The organism is Lachnospira sp. CLA-JM-H23, assembly GCF_040096425.1.
In the GTDB taxonomy this organism is placed as follows: Bacteria; Bacillota; Clostridia; order Lachnospirales; family Lachnospiraceae; genus Lachnospira; species Lachnospira rogosae.
This window is the reverse complement of sequence record NZ_JBBMET010000006.1, coordinates 155662-179366: the sequence shown is the minus strand read 5'-3', so window position 1 is coordinate 179366 and position 23705 is coordinate 155662. Positions and strand designations below refer to the sequence as shown.

At 30.9% G+C, this 23705-nt stretch carries 21 protein-coding genes; 1 reads left to right on the top strand and 20 read right to left on the bottom strand.

Annotation, left to right across the window (positions count from 1 at the left end; genetic code table 11):
- Positions 1–154: 154 nt before the first annotated feature.
- On the top strand, positions 155–1333 hold the full coding sequence (locus WMO42_RS09415; protein ID WP_349192145.1) for a glycosyltransferase: 1179 nt from the start codon (positions 155–157) through the stop codon (positions 1331–1333).
- Between the two features lie 13 nt (positions 1334–1346).
- Here the strand turns inward: WMO42_RS09415 and WMO42_RS09410 are convergent, their stop codons facing one another.
- The 20 genes from WMO42_RS09410 to WMO42_RS09315 all read right to left on the bottom strand — a co-directional run bounded on the left by WMO42_RS09410 (position 1347) and on the right by WMO42_RS09315 (position 23703).
- Positions 1347–2945, bottom strand: coding sequence for an AAA family ATPase (locus WMO42_RS09410; protein ID WP_349192144.1), 1599 nt, complete (start codon positions 2943–2945; stop codon positions 1347–1349).
- A 34-nt stretch (positions 2946–2979) separates the two neighbouring features.
- Complete coding sequence (locus tag WMO42_RS09405) at positions 2980–4092, bottom strand: glycosyltransferase (RefSeq protein WP_349192143.1); 1113 nt, start codon at positions 4090–4092, stop codon at positions 2980–2982.
- Between the two features lie 95 nt (positions 4093–4187).
- On the bottom strand, positions 4188–6512 hold the full coding sequence (locus tag WMO42_RS09400) for a hypothetical protein (RefSeq protein ID WP_349192141.1): 2325 nt from the start codon (positions 6510–6512) through the stop codon (positions 4188–4190).
- Between the two features lie 33 nt (positions 6513–6545).
- Positions 6546–7628: a hypothetical protein gene (locus tag WMO42_RS09395; protein ID WP_349192139.1), complete on the bottom strand. Its 1083-nt coding sequence runs from the start codon at positions 7626–7628 to the stop codon at positions 6546–6548.
- A 224-nt stretch (positions 7629–7852) separates the two neighbouring features.
- Positions 7853–8200 (bottom strand): hypothetical protein, encoded by a 348-nt coding sequence (locus WMO42_RS09390; RefSeq protein ID WP_349192137.1) that lies wholly within the window; start codon positions 8198–8200, stop codon positions 7853–7855.
- Between the two features lie 176 nt (positions 8201–8376).
- Positions 8377–9411, bottom strand: a complete 1035-nt coding sequence (locus tag WMO42_RS09385; protein WP_349192135.1) for a DUF1796 family putative cysteine peptidase — start codon at positions 9409–9411, stop codon at positions 8377–8379.
- 29 nt (positions 9412–9440) lie between these two features.
- Positions 9441–10364, bottom strand: a complete 924-nt coding sequence (locus WMO42_RS09380; RefSeq protein WP_349192132.1) for a class I SAM-dependent methyltransferase — start codon at positions 10362–10364, stop codon at positions 9441–9443.
- On the bottom strand, positions 10340–10813 hold the full coding sequence (locus WMO42_RS09375) for an HAD-IIIA family hydrolase (protein WP_349192131.1): 474 nt from the start codon (positions 10811–10813) through the stop codon (positions 10340–10342). Before WMO42_RS09375 ends, WMO42_RS09380 begins: the two co-directional genes overlap by 25 nt.
- 29 nt (positions 10814–10842) lie before the next feature.
- Entirely contained in the window at positions 10843–11673 is an 831-nt protein-coding gene (locus tag WMO42_RS09370) for a TylF/MycF/NovP-related O-methyltransferase (RefSeq protein WP_349192130.1), read from the bottom strand.
- A gap of 17 nt (positions 11674–11690) precedes the next feature.
- On the bottom strand, positions 11691–13298 hold the full coding sequence (locus WMO42_RS09365; protein WP_349192129.1) for an aldolase catalytic domain-containing protein: 1608 nt from the start codon (positions 13296–13298) through the stop codon (positions 11691–11693).
- Between the two features lie 5 nt (positions 13299–13303).
- On the bottom strand, positions 13304–13972 hold the full coding sequence (locus WMO42_RS09360) for an acylneuraminate cytidylyltransferase family protein (protein ID WP_349153769.1): 669 nt from the start codon (positions 13970–13972) through the stop codon (positions 13304–13306).
- Between the two features lie 17 nt (positions 13973–13989).
- The gene (locus tag WMO42_RS09355) at positions 13990–15222 is read right to left on the bottom strand and encodes a 6-hydroxymethylpterin diphosphokinase MptE-like protein (protein ID WP_349192127.1); all 1233 of its coding nucleotides are present in this window, start codon (positions 15220–15222) and stop codon (positions 13990–13992) included.
- A gap of 14 nt (positions 15223–15236) precedes the next feature.
- Positions 15237–16115 (bottom strand): LicD family protein, encoded by an 879-nt coding sequence (locus tag WMO42_RS09350; protein ID WP_349153771.1) that lies wholly within the window; start codon positions 16113–16115, stop codon positions 15237–15239.
- 21 nt (positions 16116–16136) lie between these two features.
- The gene (locus WMO42_RS09345) at positions 16137–17651 is read right to left on the bottom strand and encodes a hypothetical protein (protein WP_349153772.1); all 1515 of its coding nucleotides are present in this window, start codon (positions 17649–17651) and stop codon (positions 16137–16139) included.
- Between the two features lie 48 nt (positions 17652–17699).
- Positions 17700–18614, bottom strand: a complete 915-nt coding sequence (locus WMO42_RS09340; protein WP_349153773.1) for a LicD family protein — start codon at positions 18612–18614, stop codon at positions 17700–17702.
- Between the two features lie 42 nt (positions 18615–18656).
- Positions 18657–19724: an aminotransferase class V-fold PLP-dependent enzyme gene (locus WMO42_RS09335; protein ID WP_349192125.1), complete on the bottom strand. Its 1068-nt coding sequence runs from the start codon at positions 19722–19724 to the stop codon at positions 18657–18659.
- Entirely contained in the window at positions 19718–20563 is an 846-nt protein-coding gene (locus WMO42_RS09330) for a LicD family protein (protein WP_349192124.1), read from the bottom strand. The genes WMO42_RS09335 and WMO42_RS09330 overlap by 7 nt, the downstream gene beginning before the upstream one ends.
- Before the next feature lie 13 nt (positions 20564–20576).
- A complete protein-coding gene (locus WMO42_RS09325; protein WP_349192122.1) occupies positions 20577–21320 on the bottom strand; it encodes a class I SAM-dependent methyltransferase in 744 nt (247 codons plus the stop codon).
- A gap of 45 nt (positions 21321–21365) precedes the next feature.
- Positions 21366–22718, bottom strand: a complete 1353-nt coding sequence (locus tag WMO42_RS09320; RefSeq protein WP_349192121.1) for a Gfo/Idh/MocA family oxidoreductase — start codon at positions 22716–22718, stop codon at positions 21366–21368.
- Between the two features lie 79 nt (positions 22719–22797).
- Positions 22798–23703, bottom strand: a complete 906-nt coding sequence (locus tag WMO42_RS09315; RefSeq protein ID WP_349192119.1) for a LicD family protein — start codon at positions 23701–23703, stop codon at positions 22798–22800.
- Between the last annotated feature and the right edge of the window lie 2 nt (positions 23704–23705).

The following is a 23705-nucleotide window of genomic DNA, read 5'->3' as shown; positions in this document are numbered from 1 at the left end:
ATCCATCTCACTTTCTTATCTTTCCTATAAGAATTCTTATATTTATGTATATAACTTCGCCAGCTGCTTTACGCTTTCTTACTGGCAACACGTCTTTGTTTATGATAAAATATAATTCTCAATTACTTATATAGTATATATGCAAAGGAGAATTATGAACATACTTTTTTATAGATATGGAAGTATATGCGAACCCGACATTATCGCTTCCTTTAAACACCTTGGTTTCAATATAACAGAAGATACAAGAGAAGTATACAACAAACAGCTTCTTCCATCAGACTGCATTAAGGGCCTTAACGAGCTTTTAAAGCAGGACACTTATTCTTTTATATTCTCAATTAACTTTTTTCCTTCAGTATCTGATGTATGTAATATATGGGGTATTCCGTATCTGTGCCTTATCGTGGACAGCCCTGTACTTGAATTATTCTCAACTTCATTAGCTAATCCCTGCAATAAGGTATTCTTATTCGACAGACAGTTGTACAACGATTTCCACCACATCAACCCTGACGGAATATTTCATATTCCGCTTGCCACTAACGTGCGTGACAATTACGCTACTGCAACTATGGCAAGTGCTGCTGACAGAGCCAGATTTTCATCAGATATATCATTTATCGGCTCTTTATATTCCGAAAAATGTCTGTATAACAAGATTACTCTTCCTGAAAAAATGCGTGGCTATGTAGACGGACTTATTGAAGCGCAGCTACTTGTATATGGATATAACTTCATCGAGGAATGTGTAACCCCTGAACTAATAGAAGCATTTTGCAAAGTCAGACCTGAGCTTATCAACTTTCCTGACAGTATGAAGGTTGATACAAAAGCTGTAATTGCACAGCACATTATAAGTGTAAAGGTGGCTGAACAGGAGCGGCTTCGTTACCTGAAAGCTTTATCTGAACATTTCAACGTAGACTTGTATACAGGCAGTGATACATACTCAATGCCACTAATTCATAATCGTGGTTTTGCTAAGACAAACACAGAAATGCCTATTATATTCCACCAAAGCAAAATCAACCTTAACTTAACAGCCAAATCAATACGAAGTGGTCTGTCTCTTCGCATATTTGACGTACTTGGCTGTGAAGGTTTTCTTATAACTAACTATCAGGCAGAACTGCCAGAACATTTTAATATAGGTGAAGATCTGGAAGCATATACAAGTCTTGATGACTTAATGGGAAAATGTGAATACTACCTTTCACACGATAAAGACCGGCAGGAAATTGCTCACAATGGTTTTGAAAAGGTTAAAAAGTACCATACTTATGATATCAGGCTTACTCAGATGCTGGAGATTGCGTTTGGGCTTAAATAATAATAGCTGGAGGCTATGCCTCCAGCTTTCTTATCCTCTCAATTCCACACTTATGCTTCTTAAACTCTCCATTATCCTCTTTACCGACAGCATAATTAATTCCAACAAGCACAACTTCTCCCGAATACCCCTTTAGGCTCTGTACATACTGTTTTTCCTTAATCTGCTCTATAGCTGCACTGACAGATTTATTCCATTTCAGCTCTACTACTATTGCTGGTTTATTAACATTATTCCTTGGGACAAAAACCATATCTGCATATCCCTTGCCACCTGCAAGTTCACGATAGATTGAATAATCCTTTTTAGCAGAATAATATGCAAGTGATATAACACAGGCAAGTGCATTTTCATCATTATATTTTAAAATTGATGTATTTTCCTGATGTGCCTGTTCTATCATTGATGAAACCTTCTCCTCATCACCCTGTAACGTAGCAGATAGTAACTCGTCCGAGCTTCTAATCGCATCCATAACAGGCTCCCAGCCTCCATCTTCAATACAATTGATAAATTCCTTCTGCACCTCCTGATTAGGTATTGCCACCTTCTTATTATCAAAGTCATAAGTCAGATATCCAAGATGTACAAGTAATGTTAACACATCATCAGAACTCTCCAGCGTGGTCATATCATTTTGAAATTTATCAGGATTAACCGGAACACTCTCTCCTGCTATAAGCCTTGTTACAAGCGACTTAAGATTATACATATCAAGCTGTATATACTTCTTCAGTGCTTCATAAGTCTCTGTCTTAGTCCAATAACTGTCGAAATCACGCCCAAGAAGCGACATAACAACCGACCTTGGGTTATATATCTGCACACCTTTAAGTTCGTATCCATCATACCATTGTTTCATTTTTTCATATGGCATATCATACTGGACACATAATTCTTTAACCTCTTCTTCAGTAAATCCAGTAAACTCTGCAAGTTCCCTCTGATTAGTCATTGAATACTCATCAAACATATTCAAAGCAGAATGTTCCCCATATTTCTTAATAGGAAGAATACCTGTCATATATGCTAATGCAACATACGATTTACCTTTTATAAAAAATCTTAAAAAGTCCAGATATTTCTTCTGTTCCTCGACATTATCCGGATATTTTCTGAATATACAATCCCATTCATCTATGATTATAACAAATGGCAGTTTCTTTTCACTATATACAGTTTCTAAAACATCAACAAGATCATTCCAGTCAAAGCAGTCTACATCTAAATATTCCTTCTTAATATCCCACAATAATCTTCTTTGCAGATAATCTATCAGATCATCCACCGAGGCTGCCCTGCTAAGGAAATCAATCATATTAATGTGAATTACATTGTATTTATTAAGATGTTCTCTGTAATCCTGTTCTTCTGCTATTTTAAGTTCATCAAACAGCTCCTTTGATTCACAGCCTCTGCTATAATATGCCGCAAGCATATTGGCAGCCATAGACTTTCCAAAACGGCGAGGACGACTTACACATATATTCTTATGCTCACCACATAAAACAGAATTAGTGAATTTTAACAATCCTGTTTTATCAACATATATTTTAGACTTTTTAACTGCATTGTAAAATTCATCACTTGGGGGATTCAAATATATTCCCATTATCTATGTCCTCCTCTCCAACACAGAATATAGTTCACACATTTCTTATCAGCTGTTCCACAATATTACCCCACACATAATTGTCTGCCACAATATCGAAGCCATTCTGAATTATCGCTTTCGCTTCATCAGAATTATCCAGATAATGCTTTATTAACTGAGGTATTTCTTCACACGCATCAAGTTTATAATAAACAATATCTTTCTTATCCTGAAAATGCTCTTTAAGCCACTTACTTGAATCCGTCAATGGTAAAGAACCTGACAGCAGGATATTAAATATTCTATCGTGAGTACCCGCCTTAAACCACGGCATAACATTAAGATTAATCTTCGCCTCTGCCATAACTGGAAGTGTCCTGGCAAATGGAACACGGTCATTAATAATATGCACATTGCTTAAATTAGCAGAAGGGTGATTTTCCCAGCCTCTTCCTAACAGCCATATATCAATTCCTGCTTCGGCTATTATTGAAATAATCTTCTCCCTGTAATACATTCTCGCCATCCAGTCTATAGGTTCAGAAAATCTAAACAACTGCTTAACCTGCTCCTGCGCTAATGAGAGCTCCATCATATCAATAACATCAAGCACTGCCTGCTCCGTTGTTATACTATTATTGTCAATCATATACTCAGCAAGATTGTGATAAAATACTCTGAGCAGTTCATTATCTTTAAATGTATTATCAATCTGTTCCAGATAGCTCTGTGGTCTGTAATATGTCCCAGAAAATAACACATCATATGGACGTTTATCATAACCTTCAAGATTTAACTTTCCATTATAAGTACCCGCATGTGGCATAAATTCTACTCTGCCTACAGTATCACCAAAATATTTCTTAACATAATCAACGTGATTATCATCACAGCAGAACTGCACATAATTTCTTGGATGCGTCTGCATAGTCGGATGAAATCTCAATGGGTGATCCATCAAAATATTAAGAGCTACCGTATCCATAGAATCCCACAGCTCTATAAACATATCGTCTTTTAAGCCTATTCCATCAAATCCTATAGCCGCATCTGCTCTTACCGAAAGGAACTCCGTAAATGCCTTAAAGGAATGACTCTCATCCTGCGTGCTGTTAGTTAAATCTAATATAAAACACTCGTGATTTCTTTTTATTAATTCTTCCACAATTCTATCCGTAAAATAGTTGAAAGATTCTACAGTAGAGTAAAATAGTACGAAACGCATAGGTAATCCTTTCTAATAATCAATAGTGTAATAATTTAACCTAAATTATTCTCATTATATAGCAACTGCATTCCTCTTAATTCTAATTCATCCTTGAGTGGAATAACTGGCTTGTACAATTTAGTGTACGCTTCGCCTATTGCACCTGAAAATGGTACAAATTCTGCTCTATCTTTTTCATCACCTATAGCATTCACGTGATTCATAGCTATACCCGGATACCGCTCAATATAATATATTTTCTTTATACCATAATCATTAGCTATCATAGTACAATTCTCACAGGAACTTGATGTTGTAAATAAATATCCACCCTTTGCCTTTGTCTTATCACAATCTAAAAATGCCTTTGCTTCTGCGTGTATTGCCCTTGAATGAGAAGGATTATTTTTATGTTCAATTGTATTATATACAGTTTTAAAACAATAACAGGAAGGAACTCCGCACATTATATGTTCTTTCATATCTCCCATATTGTATTTATTAATATTTTTATTAAAATTACCCTCATAATCTAATTCAAATTCACTATATGTTGGACACTTTACCGCTGGATTCTTTTTTATTATTTGTGTCTGTTTCTGAAGATCTTCTATGCTTCTATAAATACAAGGAATCTTACTATTAGCGTGCACATCATTCCAGCCAACCGATAATATGTTATAATGTTCATCAGTTACAACTGCACCAACCTGTCTTGAAATACAGCCAGAATTGATCTTTTCATCAAACGCTATCTGCATACACCTTTCCACATCTGTCGGTGAAACTAATCCTGGGTGCATAATAAGACTTATATATTTAACAATATTATATGTTAAATACTCTTTAAGCTGTATTTCCATATTTTTCTGACTAAATAAAACATCTGCATTTTGAATAGAATTCTGGCTATCCTGTAAATATATTGGATATAAATTTGATAATAAACAATACACTCTTATCGGATCTTCTAATATGCTTATATAAAATTCAAATTCCTGCTCCAATATGCCTTCTCTTTCAAAAATGCTTATATATTTTATTTCATCTAAATCAGGACATAATGTTTCCTTTTTCCAGCCAGTATCTCTTCCTTCTATATATATATCTAATTTTTTATATATATAATTTATATAATCTGAGGCACTTCTTAGACTTCTTATATACTCCACGACTTTATTATCAGTTTTAAGCCCCATACCATCTATATCCAAAGCATCCAGTAATATATCCACGAATTTCTTAAAGCCATTCTTTATCTGCTCTGGCTGTTCATATAATTTTAAATAATTACTCTTTCTATATCTGTTATCTCCAAATTTTTCCTTATCATTATCCAACATTCCAAAAGTATAGTATGCTGAGTATCTATCCTTTAAAAAGCTGAATTCATAAGGGTTCTTTAATGAATCAATAACTATTCTTACAGGAACAGATTTTTCATTAAATATTGGAGCTCTTCTTATTTTTATAAATGTATTAATTCTTTTGACTAAACTATAAAAATAATCAAATTTCTCACCATTCTGTGCTTTTCTAAATGCTTCTTTCCATTTACTCCTATCGAGTGTTCCAAAAAATCGAATTTCATTTCCATATTTTTGAAATAATTTAATATATTCATCATCTAACACATTTTTAATATATTCACCTACACAAGGTAATATATATTTTGTATAAACATAAAGTGACATATCTTCGCTTTTGCTTCCGCCAGAACCTTTTGGCACTTTCTTTTCTTTCAATGAGCCAATAAATTCACACAATTCATCATTATATTCTTTTATCCTATCAAGCATTGACTTTCCATCTGTACTTGGGCTCATAAATTGTTCTATTTCTCTTTTTACGCTTTCTTTATAATAGCTCTCTCCCTTTTGATAATCTTCCTCATCAAAGCCTTTTTCTTTCTCTAATTGGTTTTTCTTAGCTTTTAAAAGTCTGATAATTGCATTCTCATCAATTTGGCTTTCCAAAAAATGTTCATGTGTCTTATTATGATTATAACGTGCTATCTTCTCTAAATCTTCTATAAAATAATTATAACTGTTAGAATTCTCCAAAATATATGTAATTATTACATCTCTTGCTTTTATTACATCAAACTTTTTCCAGTTATGCTTAGCATAATTACATATATGTTCATATTCCAGTTCTTTTGAAACCTCACTACTTAATTCTGACCATTCTGATGACATATACGGTTCAAGCAGTTCATAATCTTGTGCTAATACATTTGTCATCTCTCCAATTACCCCACCAATAGGACCTGTTAAGCCTATTATTATAAATTCAGCTCTCTCACTAAATACTTTTCTAATAGTCTGGAATTTTAATTTATCCGAAAGGCTCTCTGTTACCTCTTCATCATTATTCATTAAATCATCCCCCTTACTTATTATTTATTACATTTATCTAATTTTATCCAAGAACCATTTTTCAATAGCCTTTACAAAGAATGGGAATAAGATATATGCCGCTAATGCACCAAGTGCATAATCGGTCACTTTTTTGGAATCTACATTTTCCCTGTTACCCAATATATGCCATATAATTAAGATAATCAGCAATACAACAATTCCCACAATTGCTTTTAAATTGCTAACAATAAATCTGCAAAATCTATATCTTAGTGGCAAAAATTTCTGTTTCGTATCTATATATTTATTTACAACATCTATGCTTTTTTCCATTTCCTGTTGATACATATTACGAATTTTACGTATATGTGCTCTCATATATTTGGCTAACAGCTTTTGTCTTGCTTCACAATATTCTTCTTCACTTATACTCGGATTATCTTCTAAATTATCATACTGTTCTCTTTCAGCTTCATTAAGATTTTTTAATATGCAGCTCTCTAATCCACAATTATCTCTCTCTTTAAGCTGGTCAGCTAAATCCTCTAGTATCTCTACTTTTTTCCTTTTCAATATAGAATTATTCCTATACACAGTTTCATCTAATATATCCCACCTGCCGGATTTATTATCCGATGATTTAGTGGCTACAGAATTCATATGGTAAAATGTTAATGTTACAAAAGAATTATAAATGATCCTGCCACACGCTTTTTCTTCTATTACAAATTCAATCTTCTTGTCAGTGGGATTATTATATGGAATTAATAACTGCCCTTCCCAGCCTGGATCCAACGTTGTTGATATATGTCCAAAGCCAATCGCAGTGTTTCTTAATTTAGAATTAAATTCACCTGTTATATTCGATGATACAGCTATTGACTCACGCGTTCTTATAAGAACTGTATCATTTTTATCAATCATTACAAATACCTTATTCTTTTGCCTGATAATAGGTAGTAATTTCTTCTTTTTAGTAGAATATATAAAATATGTAGGCGTAAGATTATAGCCTGATGGTTGCAACTGACTTTCGTCAAATGGTGCAATAAATATAGCACCTTTACTCATAGCTTCCTCGATGTCATTATTACTCAATACCCCGTACATCATTAAATCATCTTCATAATTCATATTATTATCTCCTGCCTATCTACTCTTTTGCCTCTTGTTATCCTCTATTTTTCTGTAATATCACCCTTTCTCTTACTAATTCACGAACCACTTTTGTTGATATTATTATAGGCTTTTTTATTTAATTGTACAAGTATTATAATATATCAAAATGTAAAATAATAATTACATATATAAGCACCAAATATAAAATCATAAAACATAATGGTAACTTCACTTCTATATTAGTACCTTCTTTGATATCTTCTATTATTTCTTAAACAATTCCATTCTTCAGAAAATACATTTGCAGGTAAATTTTTTTCTAGAGATTTAATAACCTTATACCTTTCACGCTTTATCTCTCTAAAATTTAATATTAGCTTTATCCATATGATACATATTATTAATCCTACTGCAATTAATGCTATTGTCCTTATATCCCACACAAATGAGATTGCAGCTATAACAGCCGTATTAATGGCACAAAATCTATCATTCATATTATCTCTTCTTTGATTTACTGCGTTTAGCATTTCTACGCAAGACTGCCATTGACTTACGATAATATTTTCATCTTTTCTTTTTCTCATATATTCTTTTCTCACTAGGTATAAGCGTTACTAAAATATATTTATACTATCTTTATTCTTATCTATCTTATTATTATATTATCATAATATAAATACAATTATTTCACATAATCTATTATCTATATATATTTAATAAACGCTCTAACCCATATACCTACAAATACATCAAAAACCAGCTATAACAATAATAATCCATTATATATATCTACAAGTGTACATATGTCAAAAGTATTGTCTTTTAATACTTGATTTTTAATCTCATTAACAGCTCCTGAGTCTGCAATTGCAATTAAAATACTTTCATTTTCACATATATTATTAAATGGAATAATTTTTATACCATCAATTTTTTCATTCCATTTATTGCTATTATTATCAATTATTCCTTTTATAGAAAAACCATTTTCCCTTAAAAATTTCAATAATATCGTTCCATATTTTCCAGAACCCCATATATAGAAAGACCCTTTAAATCTATTTTTTAACCATTGAAGCAAATCTTTACTCTTATCATCCACCATAATCATAACTTCATCAGATTTTGTAATATCCGACAAATGCACTTTATCCCATTGCAAATTTCTAACTCTTATATCAGATGGTAATATATTGTTACAGAACTTTATTAATTCTTTTGATTTTGAAAAAGTAGCTCTCAAACATATAGAATCTTTCCAAAAATCATTTATGTATAACTTATAATACTCACCTTTAAAATCATTTGAAAATTCCAAATTATCCAATAAATTATATATTATTTTATTTTTTTTATTATATTTCTTTATTACCGAGTCAATATATTGACTATTCTGTTCTATATAATCTATCTCTTGCATATTTTTTACAATTCTAAAATAACAGGTCGGTTTTTTTGACTGTTCTATAAAATTACTAATTCTTTTCTTATATTTTAACTGTATACTTGATAAATCTTTATTTAAATCATTTGATATATCATGCGGAAAATAGAATTTATTTTTTATGTCATAAAAACATTTAGCATTATCTTCATCGATTCTCAAATTTTCTGGCAAAAGGAAACCATCAAATTCTTTATCAATCATTGTTATTACATATTCAAAATCAGATAATATCCAGTCAAAAGGTCCTGAAAAACTTCTCAAACCTAACCTGGAGCAGGAACTTGCCGTACCACAATACCATCCTAGCGAAATACAATTTATATATTTATCCTGACTATCTAAGCACATACTTTCTCCTTGCTATGTAATGTCTTTAATTATTTTTTAATTTTTTTAATACGTAACACAATATAATCTGACTTATTTTGTCTCTCTAAATCGCTTTTCCATGCTAAATCTATTTCATTTGAAACAAAATCAAACTTATAATTTCCTCCAGGTTTTTTATTTTTTAACCAATATAGTAAGTTGCTTAAACCATATCTTTGATAATACTTAACATCATATTCTATATCATCAATGTTCAAACAATTCAATATATATTCAAAACTCTTCTCACATAAAATCCAAGGATGTTGTGTACTAAATAAAAATGACTCATATGTTTCTCCTAAAAGTTGCCTCATAACCTCAGCATCTGTTGGTGTACCTATATAAGCAACTCCATTTTCTGCTAATAAATCATATGCTTCTTTTACAAATTGCATTGGATTTTCAACATGCTCTATTACATCAAACGATGTAACAACATCAACTTTATTTCCATACTCTTTTATAGCATCAGCTGCATAAGCATATGTTTTATATCCTTTTTTATCTAATTCTCTTCTATATATCTGTGAAGGCTCAATTGCAATTATCTCATCTGCTACTGAATATAAAAAGTCTAAAAAGGCTCCACCGCCACAACCTATATCTGCAATTTTTTTATTTCTTAAATTTTCCATACCAATATATCTAAATTTATCTTCATTTTCTCTATCATGCAGTTTATAAAAATCTTTTATGTCTGTCGTTCCTTCTAGGCTACTTCTATATTTTTCTGTTTCATAATAATTTGAATGGTCTATCACATCCTCATGCCAAATTGTATTGCAATCGCAACATTTAAACATTTGGACATCTGAAGCTGTATAATTTCCAACGTGTCCATCCCTTATTTTACCATTATATATAATATTTACATTTTTGCTATTACATAATTTACATATCATTATTAATTCTCCTTTTCTACCAGCCATTCTATAAATTCTCTAACAGCTCCGTATCCACCCTGTTTCTTTGTTATATAGTTGGCTATGTCCTTTATACCTTTGACTGCATCTGACGGACAGCCTCTAACTCCAGCAGTCATCATCATTTCATAATCATTTAAATCATCTCCTATGCATGCAACTTCAGAATACGACACATTATATTTTTTAATAATTTTTTCCAGTTCATTCTTTTTATCAGAACAGCCCTGTATGACATCTTTTATTCCCAATTCTTTACACCTATTTTGCAATATAGCAGAATTTCTTCCTGTAATGATTACAGGTATAATGTCATTTTCTGGAAGTATGTTTTTTATACCATACCCATCCTTTACATCAAATTTTTTCAAAATTTCTTTATGTTCACCCATATATATAGAACCATCTGTTAAAGTTCCATCAACATCCATTATTAAAATTTTAATATCTTTCACACATACTCTCCATAAATTTATTACTATTTTTAAAACCCACTTATCATAATACTAACACCATCTCCAATCGGAAATGCTTTATATTTTTTATTTTCTGATATAAATTTATCAACAGCTTCTCTAGGTCCCTTAAAATTAGTTGCAAAATAATTATGTACAAGAATTACTCCATTTTCAACCATTTTATTGGAGAACAATTTCAAACCATTATAAGTCGGCTCATACAGATCTAAATCCAAATTAACGAAGCAAAATTGTCCTCTTACATCTTTAGCTGTATCAGGAAAATAGCCTTTTTTAATAATAACATTTTCCTTATATTTCATTTTTTTTAACACTTCATACTCTGATGTATTTGCATAATCACCTATTTTAGCATCTGACATTCCTTTTTCATATTGCAAATCTTTTTCATTAAACCCTTGAAAAGTATCAAATAAATATAATTTTCTGTTATAGTAATAATTATTTATCCATTTTGCAAAATCTCCTGCAAATACACCTGCCTCTGCAACTTGTACATCTTCTGAAATATATTTATGCAATTCGGCTAGTTTTTCCAAAAACACAATTCTAGCTTCTAATGGTCCATCTATATATGATGTATCTATTTGAGTACTTTTTATACCATAACTTAATAATTGTTTAATTATAGAATCTTTACCTGGGGCTGAAGTTAAAATAATCTTATCATAATCTATACTTAACGCTTCTTTTACAGATAAAATAGGTACATTATTCAACTTATCTCCCCATTTGTTAGAATCATTATCTGTAAATGCTATTATATTATGATTACTTGATATAACATCAAATAATCTCTTTCCTCCTCCAGCCGCTCCAAAACAAATTACGTTCATATCATATTACCTTTCATTTAAAACTCGTAGTATATACTTGGTGTAACTAAAACAACTTCTAAATTTTTACTTGTCCTTTCTAAATAATTCTCAAACATTTTCCTAATAATTCTATTACTTTCTTCAAATTGCATTCCGTGTTCTGAATTAATAAAATCAGAATTAACATAATTATCTTCATTAGGTTTTAATCCATCGAATCCAGCTATCATTATTTTTTTAACACCACATTTTTCTAGCAAATTCAATAACATCATTGTACTATTATCTGATAACTTACTATCTTCACATATTAAAGAAGCATAGTTAACCCTTATTACATTTTCTATATTTCCCTTAATATTTGATGATAAAATACACTTCTTATGTTCAATATTATTGGATATTTTATCCCAATGTATAGCATTTGCATAAAAATGATAATCGCAGCTTATATTATCCGGTATAAAATTAACACTTACTACAATAACATCTTCTGTTAATAATTTCTTTATATCCTTTTCATAATCTATAATGCTTTTTCCCGGTGCTAACACTAATATTTTCTTATCTACTAATTTATTTCTTAGATTTAAAATTGATATATCGTCATTAATTACTGTTGAAAAATAATCATTATAAATTCTCTGAATGTTATCATAATCATATCTTTGTCTTTTTTCATCATCAATTGCTGATATAATATATTTTATATCTTTACTGTTTAATCTATATTTTTGTGTCAAATATATAATATTATTAGGATGTGATTTGTAAATTCCAGCCATAAATGCAGGTATAGAATATCCCCAGTTATATTTTTCCTTTATAGGTGAAAGATAACTATCTATTGTATCTAATATTCTATCCAAATCGTAATTCGATGCTTTTTTTCTATTTAAATAATCAACAATTAACTCTGTATTTAAATTCCCAGCACATTTACCCATCCCATTTAAGGTTGAATCCAATATAATATTTCTTTTGGAATCACAAATCCTAATAATTTCCTGAGCAAAAGCAAATGATGATTGAAAATTATTATGTGAATGAATATCTATACATATGTTAGAATTTAAATTATGTTCCACCATACCATATATATGTGTTATATCATCCAAATACATTCCACCATATGTATCCACTATTCCAAAACTGTATGGCATTACATCATTAACCATTTCTATAACATCTAACAGCTCTTTATCCGTATAACCTAGTGAATTTACACCTTGTATAAATAATTTATATCCTTTTTCTTTAACACTCTTTAATGCTTTAACAATTCCTTCTTTATCTGATTTAAATTGTTTTTTTGTAAATCCAACTCTTATTCCTTTTACTTTATTGCCATCACATATACGAAGTTTACTAAAATCATACATATCATAATCTATAAATGCCACATATAATGTTTTATTATTATCTGGAATATATTTATTTATTTGATTTACATCTGTAAAAAAAGTGGAATTCCCATTATAATTTACAATTTTATCATCTCTTAAAAAACCCATTTCTATAATATCTATTCCTGAATATGTCAAATCACGGCATACATTTGATATGTCACTGTCTTTATATTTACAGTCTATAATCCGTCCTCCATCTCTTAATGTACAATCTAATATCATTATATTACTCATATGTATCATCTCCCCAATTTATAGTATTTTGCTACAACCTCTGCAAACTCAAAATCCTCTTGTGTATCTATATCTACTGCTTCAGTTTGTGATATTACCTGCATATAAGGCTTTCTACCAATTCTTTGATGTAATTCTGTAAAAACTTCCTTTTTGAATATGAAAAATGCTCCTGTTTCCATATACACTGGTTCTAAGTTCTGGGTTGTTACTATATCTTTCATATTATAATTAAGAGGTTTTCCCTGATACCAACAATAATCTTGAATTTCAACACAACTAAATGCTGAATCATATCCCTCATATAACACCTTATTTAGTGCATTTTCTATTGATGAAGACTTTGTAAATGGTTGTGTAACATGTGTTAGCACATAAATATCAGCATCAACATCATTAACAAATTTTTCAATTATTTCAAGTCCTTTAACCTGAAATCCATCTAAATAAGGATCTCTTTTTAAAAACTTCAATCCTTTTTCTTCAAACGGCTTTATGTATTGACATATTTTATCATCACTACAATATACATATTTTTCTTGGATTGCATCTACTTCTGTTATTGTATCAAATATATAATTACATAATGGTTTACCATCAAGATTCATTAAATTTTTTCCTGGTAACCTTTGATTATTTAACTTAATTGGTATAAAAGATACTATTTTTTTCATATTATTTCTCCTGAATTTTAAAATAATTTATCAAAATCAACTTTTGTTACATCATCCCATATTGCATTTCTTGTTGCATTATATAAATGTACATTATATTTTTTCAAATATCGTTCACTAAAAGCTAATGCTTCTATTGCAGTGTCTACATTACCCTGTCCAAAATTTTCATTTACATCTGGAGATTTATAAAAATGAGCTCCTTCATCCTGAGCATTCAAACCTAATGCTTTCATAGACATATCAACTCCTAATAAATATATATCTGAAAATCCCATATATGCCGCTATCTGAATAGCAGCATATACAACTGTTTCGCCAGTACATATTCCTTCTGATATATCTGTAGAAAAATCAAATTGTTCATCTTCCTGCACAATTGCTATAAACTCATTCGTATTAGGCATCATATCAGATACTTTATAATGAGGATTAAATCTAATAAACTTATCAATATCATAGATTTGCTTTAACTCTTCCTGCATATTATCTATTAATAAATAATCTAATGCGACATAATAATCCGGTCTCCATTCTGTATCTTTAAATCCCAAGAAAATTCTGTTAACGCCAAAACAAATTTCTTTATTTTTATATAAAATTTCCAAATCACTCATTTGCAGACTCGGGCCATTTCCTATGATAAAACATCTTTTCCCTTTGTGTATATCCTTATATTTTTTCAATTTAACCGATAATTCTTGTTTTATTTTATTATTGTAACTTTCCTGTAAGTTTATAGTATCTACATTTTTCTCTGCCTTTCCTATCTTCTTTTCTAGAATTATCACACAATATTTTCCTGATGCATCACTTAAATTATCCACACAATTTATTTTTAAATCATTAAGTTTTTCCTTTAATAGATTTAATATAAGATCTTCATCTGAGATTACAATTTTATCATATTTAGCCAACTCATTGTCTTTTATAATCTCCTCAATATTACAATAAAATGCCTCAAACCATGGTGCAATGCCATAACTTTCAATATGATTTTTATTTAAAAATTTTTCTATTGATTTGCTTGCAGAGTATGCTGTTATGTATATATATGCCCCTTTATCTTTACACATATAATCATCAAATGATATTATATCTACGCCACCCAACTTTTTACCTATTTTAGATGGATCCGAATCAATAAATGCTTTTATTCTGTCTCTACCAAGAAAATGTATTGCAGTTAATCCATTTTCACCCGCTCCATATAAATATATTTTATCAAAAATTTTATTGTTCACTTCCATTTTTGCTTTTCCTCCTACATTACATACTCTTTATAGCACCTGTCCGTATCAAAAATAATCCTATCTTCGTGATTATTTTTTTCATGCACTGGCACCATATAATTACCATAATATTTTCTTAATATAATGTCATATCCTGCTGGAACTGGTATAACTGTATTCTCAAATGGCACATATAACGTTTCATCAAAACAACTTTTAGGATATTTTTTATTATTCATTCTCATCTGATCATAATAATATCCAACAATATCTGATGTTCCGTAGTTCTGAAGCGTTAACTGTTCAAATAACTGCTGTGCCTTTATATAATCGTTACATAATTCAACTGTTGTATCTATATCAATAGCATACTGTTCTCCATTGAGTATTCCTCTTAATACCTGCGTTGGATTATTAATGCAATTAAACAACTCTCTTTGTACGATTTTAAACGCTTTATTAGTATGAACCTCATCATCCCATTCATCTATTGGAAATATATCTATAAATATTCCCTGATTAAACTCTGGCCCTTTATCTGGATATTCTATTGCTGTCGTTTCACTATTTCTAAGCTTGGAAAATATCCATGTCCTTCCACACGAATTATACCAATCCTGATAGTAATACTTTCCTGTGAATTCCTTTGGGGCTACTTGTTTTAACCTCTCATACTCATCTCTTAAAAGCCATACATCTATATCATCATCCCAAGGTATAAATCCCTTATCTCTTATAGCCCCCAATAATGTTCCAAAAGCAGCATAATACTTTATATTATATTTTTTACAAACTCTATCCAATTCTGAAAGCAGATCTAATTCAACAGCCCACACTTTTTTCATCTTATCAGTTATTAAATATCCATTTCTATACTCTTCTTTTAAGAAATCACTATTTATGCTGCACATATTTCTCCTTAATAAAATATATTATTGTCTAATGACATTAGTAAGATATTCATACACCTTTCTGCCACAGGAACCATCTAGATTTGCCGCTAATCCAGCTTCTTCTTCCATTTGCTTTTTCTTTATTACATCAAGTCTGTTAAGTACCAAATCATCTATAAAATCTTCTAATATATATTTTTCTGACTCATAGCAGCCGTAAAAATCACGATTATTTAATTTCATAAATACTTCTTCTGGTTTAACTTTATTTCTGGTCTTCAACATACTGTCTTCGTATTTAAGTTTATTATTTATTTTAAATACCGGCTTATTTATAACCTCATAAAGTGCTATAACGGAACTATAATAGGAACCGATATAGGCATCTGAAACAGCTACTGCTCTTGAAATATCTGCTGTTTTATCATATACTCCGACATTATTATTAATATAATAATCAACTAATGCTTTATACTTATCTGCGTATTCAGGGCGAAGTGCCTTTATTGTTGCATATAATAAAGGATGCGGTCTCCATACAATAACAATATCATTCCTTGACAAAGCTACTTTAAACACACTATACAATTTATCTATTATATAATTGTCACTCTCTAGAAAATCCTCTATTGTTGTATTTAATAACAGACATTTTTTATCCTTAAGATTAACATTCCATTCTTCTGGTGCTGACACATTTTGTTTATCTAATTCTATAATCTTATCAAATTTAGGTGAACCTAATGCCAGCACATTATCATAATACGGAAATTCTTTACACGTTTCTTTTGCCATATTAGATTGAACAATTATATAATCTGAACGATACAACAATGGAAGTTTATTGTAACCAGCTGATATAAACCCTGGATTAACGTAATAGGGTACATATACTAATTTACCACAATATTTTTTCAACTCTTCCGAATAGTAGATTGGATTAACTGTTGTAACTGTATTAAACTTATCAAAAGGATTATGCACAAATACCAAATCAGGTTTTTTTAATTTCAAATCATAATCATTAAAATCAACTATTGGAATATCAGCTTCAAACAATTCTCCATCATAACAATATTCCCATTTATTAGTTATCCTGTCAGCTTCATAATATGGTATTGCTACAACAGATGTTTCGCAATCCTTATCAGCTGCAAATTCTCTCCATATGCTTTCAAGACTATCCCACATAGAGGCTTTATATGGTAAAAAAGCCACCCTATATGTTCTTGGTATGCTATTTATGTCTTTTAATACAGCTGATATAACATCCGTCATCTGGCTTAATATATGTATATCAAGACTTTGTGTATATTCATATGCCAATTCGCAGAATTGTTCAAGATTAGATACTACGCTTAATTTCTCAATAGCCTTTTTATCTTTTTCTAATTCGATTTTTTCCAAGCCTTCACCAACTGCTATAACTGTTTCCTGACAAGTTGTTAAAATCTGCACTATTAAATTAACATCTTTTATATTCTGCAAATTTTCACATAGCTTAATAACTTTTTTTAATAATTCGTTATAACTATCCAAATCAGCCTTTATCATAGTTAATCTCCAATATTTACCATTAAAACTTCTGCTTAATTGTTACAATTATTCTGGTTTATAACCTAATTGCTGTTCTAATATAGTCTCCTGTTCCTTATAAAAAGGATATTCATGTGTCTCCTGTATTATTGGAGTCATATAGTTTTTCCCAACCTTTAAGCTCAACACTTTATCATACTCCCTAGGTATCGGTACTGTGATTGTTTCAAATGGCACTTCTATTAAATCATCAAACCACTCTTTAGGAAAATGAAAGCCTTCCTCATAAACAATTCTCCATAAACCTGTAACCTCATCTGCTTCATCTCTTGTATATATGCAGAATAATTTTTCTGTTAATGCCATTAGTTCTCTTTTTACAGGTTTTGTTCTATCAATATTTACTCCAGTTATATTTTCAACATTTTTAAGGAAATCTTCTACTTCTACCGGATCAGCATCTTCTGATGACATTGCATCTACAGCTCCAAGAATTATTCCTATAACCTGTATATGTAATATTCTCTCTTCTTCATTCCTCGACAAATAATCCATTGGGAATATATCAATCCCCAATACATATGGACACCCATGAAATTTATCCAATCTTTCTTTATTCATTGATACAGCTGTAGAATTAACAACTCTTACAATAATTGAATCATATTCTGGTTCTAAATCCATACATAATAATTTGTATTCATCTGGAAGTTCATCCTTTGCATATTTTATGAATTCATTAAGGTTATCTCTTGTCATTCCGATATCCATATCGTCATCCCAAGGTATAAAACCTTTATGTCTTACCGCACCAAGTAATGTACCATAATCCGCAAACCAGGTTATATTATGTCTTTCGCATATTTCTCTTATAGTCTGTAACACTTCCATCTGTCCTGCCCAGGCTCTTTTCATCATTGATGAAACTTCAAAGCCATCTCTTATCTCTGTTTTAAAATAATCTTCAGGAAAATCTATCATTATAACTTCCTTCCTTTGCTAAAAACATCCATTATACATTATCTACAATCTTTCTAATGCCTGTTTCATAGCTTCTACTAATCTATCATTATCTTCAAATGTTAATGCACCAAGATGTCCTACCCTGAATATCTTGTCTTTCAGATCTCCACCATTTGGACATATCCACATTCCATAATCACTTTCTAATAACTCAAATAAAGCATACGCTGATTTTCCATTTTCCATAATCATTGCCGTAACTGCATTCGATGGTGATGGACTAAATATTCTAAATGGTAAATCTTTTACTTTCTTTCTAAAATCTGCTGCCAGATCTGCTATTCTTTTATTCTCTGCTATTGCTCCTGCTTTGCAGAGTTCTTCAAGGCGTCTATGAATTTGTAATAAAATTCCGACAGCCGGAGTAAATGGTGTCTGTCCTCTTTCTCCATTCTTTAAAGCATCTGCCAAATTAAAATACATACTTCTGACATCTAAATTATATGCCCTGTCAACAGCTCTCTTATTCATAACAAGAACTGATACTCCTGGTGGGACTGCAAGTGCCTTCTGCGAACCAGTAAGCATAATATCTATTCCTAATTCACTTAAATTAAGGGGCTCTGCTAAAAATGCACTTACTGCATCTACCACTAAAAATAAATTATTCTTTTTACAGAATTCAGACACCATATTTATATCGTATAATTTACCAATTGATGTCTCATGCATATTTATTAGGAAGCCTGTATAATCTCTGCCATCATATGGCTCAAGCATTTCTTTGGTAAGTGGTTCTTCCATTGGAACAGTTATTTCTGTATATGGTATCTGATGTATCTGACATATCTGCACGAATCTTTTACCAAAGCTTCCGCCATTAACAACAAGTACTTTGTCATCAGAAGTAAATGAATTCATAACTGCTGCTTCCATAGCTCCTGTACCAGAAGCAGTCAGAAATACAACTCTGGACTCTTCATCTGAAAATGTAAGTTCTTTCATCATAGCTTCATTTTCTAGCATAATCTTTGAAAAACTTTGATTTCTAAAATATGGTGTTGGCTGTGCCCCAACTTCTAGTACTTCTTTACTCTCCTGCACAGGACCTACTGTAAAATTCAACATATCTTTTCGCCTTCTTTACCTAAATCAAACTCTTGAAAATCCAAATCAACCTGCCTATTTTCCACTGGTGGAATAACCATATAATCATCTCCATATGCATATCTCAGATAATTATCCCAATCCTTAGGGCAATAGAACTTGTGTCCTTCAAATTCCAGTTCTGTTAATTCATTAAAATATCTTAGTTCAAAACCATTAATATCTTCTATGCCGTGCCACCCTATAATTCCAACTTTTTTACAATTATAAACGGTATATTTTCTCGACATATATTCACTGACTTTGTATACTAATTTTCTAGGAATAATGCATACTATATTCCAGCCTAGTTTTGCATACCATTTATTGGTTATATATCTGGCTGTTCTTGCATATAATGTCTTTCTGCATAATTTTGCTACTTTATTATGTATTTTCTTTTCTGCATTATTATCAGGAACACCATCACAAGGAAATATATCTAACCATATTCCACTTTCCATTTTCAGTCTATCCTGTCCTAATCTTACAGCTTTAGTTCCCTGCTTTCTTAATTTGCCATATAACCAGGGATATCCTTTATCCGTATTATAATTCTGAAAAAATATTCCCTGTGAAAGTTCTTTATTAGCTATTTCACAAAACCTCTCATAATCAGGTCTTAACATACGAACATCCATATCATTATCCCACGGTATAAATCCTTTATGTCTCACAGCCCCTAATAAGCTGCCACCCTCTAAAATATATTTAATATTACGTTTCCTGCATATTTTATCCAATTCAATCATCATTTCTAACTGAACATTATGCATTTTTCTTGTCTCTTCTTCATTCAAAACATACTTATCTGACATCATAGTATTCCTCTTTTTATTTATTATTTAAGATAATATACCAATGACTTGTTTCAGATAATTCCTTTTTATCTAACTGTTCAAAATAGCCTTCTTCTACTATATGAAGATCATCTGTTAAGCCGTTCATTAAATCTAAATATTCTTCTCTCGTCCTATATATCGCATCGTAATTATCATCCAAACTATCTGACCATATATGATTTAAAGTTAATCTTTCCTTTACACCAACACTCTCTTCTATATAAACAACTGCCCCATCATTTAAAATATTCTTTAAGCTGCTATAACAATTTCTTAAATCCGAGTCATTTATATACATAGAAACTCCAGTAATGATAATTGTATCAAACTTATTTTTAGCTATTAATTCATTATTAAATATATCCTGAAAAGAAGAATTAATAAACTGTGCATTGGAATGTTCCTTAAATCTTTCTCTTGCCGCTTTTACCATTTCGATTGAAAAATCTGTTCCAACATACTGACCGCATTTATCTATTACATTTTCTGCCCATCTTCCTATTCCACAGCCAATATCTAAGAATTTTTTATCAGTTCCAAGATTAAGATATTTTCCAACATAGTTCTTTTCAAATTCATCCCATTTTTTTGCATATTCAGGATTATTATCTCCAAGTAATACAGATGTGTATTGATTTTTTTCACCTTTGATAAACTTCTGTGCTCTTTTATTGTAAAACTCTCTTATATTGTCATTATTTACATCTACTTTGTCATTATAAATTCTATTGTTCATCTCTCATCACGCTTTCATATATAACATTTAATTGTAATTTATTATTTAATAAATAATTTTTCTCCATCTAATGAATTTTTCTGTGATATCAGTTATCGCTATGGATTCTCCCGCTGTCAGTTTATAAGCATTTTCTCCTAACTGGTGGATCTTGGCAATAAACTCACTAATCTCATAGCGAAGCCCATCTCCTATAAATTTAGGTTCATAATGTTCGATTATTGATTCATCCTCATATCTTACATCAAACTTTTCAGTAAGCCACCAAGGTGATTGTGCAATCACATAACCTTTAGTTCCCGCGACTATCAACTGGCCCTCAGATTTAACTGCCATTCCTACCTTTGCCGTTGCCATTGCATCTTTATAGCGGATCTGAACTTTTGTATAATCATCTGTTCCTAATTCATTATCCAGGCTGTCAAATGTAACGGACTGATAATTCTGACCTAATATTTTAATAATAGGCATTAACGCATTACCACCATACTCAAGAAATGCGCCACCATATTTAGGATCTTTTCGCTCTCTTGACTCAACTGTTGCTATTCTTGAAAAGCAGGCCTCAACATCTTTTATTTCTCCTATCTTTCCACTCTGTACAACATTAAGAAGCTGCTGAAATCCTGGACAATATGCTGCTTTAATAGCTTCCATTAAAACAACACCTTGATTTTTAGCCAAATTATATAATTCAATACTTTCTTTCTTAGTAAACGCCAGCGGCTTCTCACAAAGAACGTGCTTTCCCTGCTTTAAAGCTACTTTTGCATATTTATAATGTGTCTCATGCGTAGAAGCTATGTATACAGCATCTACTTTTTCAAGAAATTCATCATATTTATCTGTATATATATCTATTTCATATTCCGAACAATTCTTCTTAAACTGATTAACACTTTCTATATCCGGATTATAGGCACTTGTTACAATAAGTCCACTGGCATATCTTGCTTCTGCAACGAATCTTTCAGCTATACGGCCAGTTCCAACAAGTCCTACTTTTGTTATATTAAACGAACTGCTCCTAAGCATTGTCGACGATATATTAGGTGTTCTCTCCAGATATACCACTTTACAGAAGGCATTAAGATAATCAAATGTTCCAATCCAGTCAGAACCCACAGTAAATATATCTACATTATATTTCTGTATATCTTCTATCTTCTGTCCTTCATGATCCTCAACTATAATCATATCAGCAAGACCAGTATTCTTAACATTCTCTATACGTTTCATAATTGGGTCAACAACATTAAGCTTTCCTCTCGCCTCATCAAAATGCTCTGTTGTTACTCCGACTATAAGATAATCGCCCAATTCCTTTGCTCTTTTCAGCAATTTGTAATGTCCCTCATGAAATAAATCATAAGTTCCATATGTAATTACCTTTTTCATTTTATCCTCCATGATTACCGTACACTAATCAATCCATAAACATTCGATTATTCTAAAGATTAATGTGTATCCATAACATCTATAGCAAGTTATTTTCCATTAAAAATTCTTCCTGTTTCTTATAAAATGGATAATCATGTGCCCTGCCTCTCTGTTTATCATATTTCATATAATCACTATAGGTCACTTTAAGAAGCTCATCATAACCATTAGGCAAAGGAACTGATATATACTCAAATGGAAATCTCTTTGCACTTTTAAACCATCCTTTTTTATACTTAAGCTCAGCATCATAACATATATTAGTTGGAAGATAAGTAAGATACTCACATTCATCCTCACCAAATATTCCTGCAACTTTATCTAATAACAACCATAGCTGATTAGGTATATTTCCCTCTCTGTCTATCTTGGTATTACACATTTCTTCAATACGCTTTAAATACTCTTCTAATTCCTCTTTCGTATATTGATAATACTCTCTTGCAGTAGAATATATAATTGTATACAGATTTCTGAAAACACTTAATTCTTCTTCATCATTTGGAATATAATCTAATGGAAAGATATCGACACCACATATATATGGGCATCCATAGAACTTTTTTCTTTCAGACACATCAGTAATTATATACTTAGTATTCATAACTGATGTCAACGGCTGCATATGCGTAGAATCTGAATATGAACTACTATTATAATAGCCTTGTGGCAGCTCATCTGACAACACCTTCATTAAAACCTGATAATCAGGTCTTAACATATATATATCAATATCATCATCCCATGGAACAAAGCCCTTATGTCTTACCGCACCAAGCATTGTTCCAAAAGCTGCGTAATATGTAAGCCCATATTCTTTACAAATTCGATCTATTTCTGTGAGTACATCCATCTCAACCGCCCATACACGCTTCATCATAGATGAAATCTTAAACCCACATCTTTCTTCTTCCTTGAAATAATTATCGTCCAACTCCAGCATCC